Source organism: Actinophytocola sp., assembly GCF_036002505.1.
Classification (GTDB): Bacteria; Actinomycetota; Actinomycetes; order Mycobacteriales; family Pseudonocardiaceae; genus DASYTH01.
In genome coordinates this window covers 1-4,370 of the sequence record NZ_DASYTH010000256.1, presented here as the reverse complement: position 1 = coordinate 4,370, position 4,370 = coordinate 1, and the positions used below count along the sequence as shown (strand labels likewise).

General features: G+C 70.3%; 4 protein-coding genes. All 4 read left to right on the top strand.

All coding sequences use genetic code 11. The features are described 5' to 3' along the window. Window positions 1–8: 8 nt before the first annotated feature. The 4 genes from VGR06_RS43975 (at window position 9) to VGR06_RS22745 (ending at window position 4,356) form a co-directional block, all read left to right on the top strand. A complete protein-coding gene (locus VGR06_RS43975) occupies window positions 9–227 on the top strand; it encodes a DUF6544 family protein (protein ID WP_414637313.1) in 219 nt (72 codons plus the stop codon). Then, window positions 140–709 (top strand): DUF6544 family protein, encoded by a 570-nt coding sequence (locus VGR06_RS22750; protein WP_327561128.1) that lies wholly within the window; start codon window positions 140–142, stop codon window positions 707–709. The genes VGR06_RS43975 and VGR06_RS22750 overlap by 88 nt, the downstream gene beginning before the upstream one ends. 863 nt (window positions 710–1,572) lie before the next feature. Further along, window positions 1,573–1,854 (top strand): DUF1918 domain-containing protein, encoded by a 282-nt coding sequence (locus tag VGR06_RS43970; protein WP_414637312.1) that lies wholly within the window; start codon window positions 1,573–1,575, stop codon window positions 1,852–1,854. 432 nt (window positions 1,855–2,286) lie between these two features. Continuing rightward, window positions 2,287–4,356 carry a multicopper oxidase gene (locus VGR06_RS22745; protein ID WP_327561127.1) on the top strand — a complete coding sequence of 690 codons (2,070 nt, stop codon included), beginning with the start codon at window positions 2,287–2,289 and terminating at the stop codon, window positions 4,354–4,356. The last annotated feature ends 14 nt before the right edge of the window (window positions 4,357–4,370 follow it).

The window sequence follows — 4,370 nt, the reverse complement described above, 5'->3', positions numbered from 1 at the left end:
CGCCGGCCTTGTTCGATCCTGCGCGTGCCGCCGGGTTGCCGGAGCCGGCGCGGCGGTGGCTCAGCCATGCCATCGCAGCCGGCGTTCCGCTGCTGACCTCGGTCGAGCTGATCATGCATGGGCAGATCCGACTCGGCGGGTGGCGGTCATTTACCGCCACCCAACACCTGTCCGCGGCCGGTGGTTCGTGTGGGCCGCCACCGCCCGGCTGTTCGGGCTGCCGGTGATCGGCTTCGACCGGTACACCCGCGGCTCAGGTCAGATGCGCTGGCGGTTGCTTGGCGCCGTACCGGTGCTGGCTGCCCGTGGTCCGGACATCACCCGCAGTACCGCGGGTCGGCACGCCGGCGAACTGCTGCTGGCGGTGCCGGCCGCCGCGCTGAGCCCGCAGGTCGGTTGGCGGGCGGTAGGCGACGACCGTGCGACCGCCCGCGTACGGCTCGGCGCTGCCGCAAAGGGACTGCACGAGGTGACGCTGACCGTGGCGCCCGATGGCGCGCTGAGCGAGGTTGTCATGTCCCGTTGGGGCAAGCCCGGCCGGGTCCCGTTCGCCGAGCAGGTCTTCGGCGCCACACTGCACGGCGAAGCGAGCTTCGCCGGGTTCACGATCCCGCGCACCGTCACGGCCGGCTGGTTCTATGGGAGTGACCGATGGGCGGCCGAGGGGCAGTTCATCCGCTACACCATCGACGACGCCCGCTACCACTGAGTTCTCCGGACCGCAAAGACTCTGCGCCGCCCGACCGCGGGAGGATCGCGGCGTCCGCGGGCCCACGGCCGGGGGAAAGATCTCCCGGCCGTGCGCCGGCCGCGCGCCCCTGCCCGGAGTCGAACCTGCCCGGCGAGCGGGTTCCTGCCCACGCCCGCCGTTTGGTCAGCGCTGAACCCGAGGGGACAACAGACGCCCTGGTCTTGCCACATGTACCGTGCCTCGTCAGACGGGCGACGTGATAGGGCCGGAAGGCACCCACGACCCCGACAAGCGCCCGCTTCCACGCGGAGGCGACCGCGCTCGCCACGTTCCGCCACGGAACAGGAACCTTCGGTCTGGCTTGCCGACCGGAGTGCGCAACCGGGTGCTCGTCCGGCAGGTGCCCGGGCGGGCGCAGCTCAGACGGCTCGGCCGGGCACCGGGCTGACCCCTCGAGGAGGAACGCCGGGCGCGACCGCCGTGCAGAGCCGGCGGCCTCTGGCCGAGTTCGCCGAGCAGCGCCATCGCAACGGACGGGCCGTGGAACCAGCCACGTCATCCTCGACACGCTGGCCCGCGGGGCAGGTGCGAACGCTGCTGGTAACTGATGACCGCGCGGATCACCCCGACCGCGTGGTACGGCCGGGGCCGCCGCGGTGTGCGATCGCCGCGAGCCGATCAAAGCGGCCGGGCGCGCCACGGTGCGGGTAGGCGCACAGACGTCGCCCTGCGCGCGCCGCTCACTGCTGCCGATGTCCTGGTGCTCGCCCGGTCGAGCCCGACGCCCAGCGCAACGCATCGGAGCCCTGTGCCGCTTCCCGTGATCATCCCGTCGCTGACGAGGAGTGTCCGTTTGGCTCGCGGTCGGGGCGATAGGGCTAATGGCCGTCGGGCCCGTGCCATTGGTCCATGGCGGGCTTCGGATCGGGCTGGGACGCTCGCGGTGTAGGTACGGAGGTGGCGACATGAAGGCTGATGTCGGCGACCACATCGTTGTCTGTGACCGGCACCTGGACCATCCGACCCGTGAGGGTGAAGTGGTCGGGGTCGAGCACTCGGACGGGTCGCCGCCGTGCCGGGTCCGATGGCCGGAAGGCGGGTGCGTGACGCCGTTCCCTGCCCGCGGTGCCGTTGTCAAGCACGCAAGCTCACGGACGCGATGATGGTCCCGCGGATGCATGAGCAGTTGGGTAGTTGGGTTGCGGACGGCCTGATCGGGCCGGAGCAGGCGGCCAGGATCGAAGCAGCCGTGGCTGCTCGCGCGGACGCCCAAATCAACGGCGCGGAGGCGCCCAGGCCAGGCGTCGCCGCGGCCGCACGCGTGCGTGGCACGCTTGGCGCACCGTCCCGCGGCGGGTCGTTCGTCGCCGAGGCGCTGGGATACGGTACTTCGGCTTCGGCGTCGCCACCGTCGAACGACGACAGCAACAATGCCACGGTGATCACGGGCCCGCCGTGCCGTGACTCCCTGGGCCTCGGACAGGCGAGCTGGGACGGGATGGACCTACGCTACTTCAGCCTTCCTCACGCTTTCCGGCCATCGTGGAGCGAGTCTTCGCCGGAACGAGGATGGCGCCCTATTGGGGGTGTGGAGCATGCTCACGAGACGGAGTTTCCTCAAGCTCACCGGCGCGTCAACGGTCGCCTGGTATGTCGCCACGCAGGCCGGCTGGACAGAGCGGGCCATGGCCGAGATCCCGGGCGGTACGCTCGACCCGGCCGACGTGCCGAAGTTCCAAACCGCGATGCTTATCCCCCCGGTCATGCCTCGGGCGGGGACGATCACGATGCCGGGCGGCAAGCCGGCCGACTACTACGAGATCTCGATACGGCAACTCTCCCAGCAGATCCTGCCTGCGGGCCTGCCCACCACAACCGTGTGGGGCTACGGAGCCGTTAAGTCGGCGAGCCGCAGAGGGCTCCTGCTCCACCACGCGCCCTCGCTCACGATCGAGACGACGTGGAAGCGGCCGGTGCGCATCAAGTGGATCAACGAGCTGGTGGACACAGGCGGCAACTACCTGCCGCACCTGCTCCCCGTGGATCAGACGCTGCACTGGGCCAACCCGCCCGGCGGCACGGCCGAACGCGACACGCGGCCGACGTTCACCTCCACGCCCGCCCCCTACACCGGCCCGGTGCCGATCGTGACGCACCTGCACGGCGCGGCCGGGGTCGGTGACGAGAGCGACGGCTACGCCGAGGCGTGGTACCTGCCGGCCGCGGGCAACATCCCCGCCGGCTACGCGACCGAGGGCAGCTGGTACGGCTTTTTCGGGGGCAAGGCGGCGTCGAAATTCGGCGTCACCTGGGGTCCGGGGTTCGCGATCTTCCAGTACCCCAACGACCAGCGCGAGTCGACGCTGTGGTACCACGACCACGCGCTCGGCATGACTCGTCTCAACGTGTACGCCGGCCCGGCGGGCTTCTTCCTGGTCCGTGGCGGCCCTGAGGGGGACAAGGCCATCCGCGACAGCCGCTCTGGCACCACGGCCGTGCTCCCCGGTCCCGCGCCCGGTGAGGGGGACATGTTCCCTCCCAACAAGACCTACTACGAGATCCCGATCGCGGTCCAGGACCGGTCGTTCAATGCCGACGGCTCGCTGTTCTACCCGGACACGCGGGCGTTCTTCGACGGCATCACCGGGCCGTACATCCCCGAGACCGACGTGTCGCCGATCTGGAACCCGGAGTTCTTCGGCAACATGATCATGGCCAACGGCAACACCTGGCCGTTCCAGACCGTCGAGCAGCGACGTTACCGCCTGCGGTTCCTAAACGGGTGCCAGTCGCGCTTCCTGATCCTCGACTTCGGCGACATCCCGGGAGTGGAGGTCTGGCAGATCGGCAACGAGGGCGGCTTCCTGGCCGCGCCGGTGAACCTCACCGGCACCAACGGCAACCGGCTGCTGATGGGACTGGCGGAGCGCGCGGACCTGATCGTCGACTTCACCGACGTGCCGGTGGGCAACCACGTCCTGGGCAACGTGGGCCCGGACGAGCCGTTCGGCGGCGGGGTTCCGGGCGTTGACTTCATGGTCGCGGATCCGGCCAGCACCGGCCAGGTGATGGAGTTCCGGGTGGTGCCCGCGGTGGCGCCCGACCCGACCACGCCGTCGCAGTTCCTAGTCCTCCCCGCCATCACCTGGCTCACCGGCGGCACGACCCGGCCGCTGGCCCTGCTGGAGAAGGCGTCGGGCTTCTTCCCCGATTCGCCGGTCGAGGCACGGCTGGGCACCGTCACGGGCGATCCGAACACGGCAGCGGCAGCCACCGAGGCGATGGGGTGGATGGACGCCGTCACCGAGAACCCCGCGGTCGGCGCCACCGAGGTCTGGGAGTACTACAACGCCACCGCCGACGCCCACCCGATGCACCTCCACGAGGTGGCCTTCCAAGTCGTCAACCGGCAGGCGATCGCCGTGGACGAGGCGACCGGAACCGTCCAGGTGGACGCCGGCTCGGCGCCGACCCCGCCGGAGCCCTGGGAAAACGGGTGGAAGGACACCGTCGTCGCCTACCCGGGCCAGGTGACCAGGCTCCGGATGAAGTTCACCAACGCCGGGCAGTTCGTCTGGCACTGCCATATTGTCGAGCACGAGGACAACGAGATGATGCGGCCATACCGGATCGGGCCACCCCAGCCCGGCCAGCCGAACGGCTAACCGAAAACGGCGCG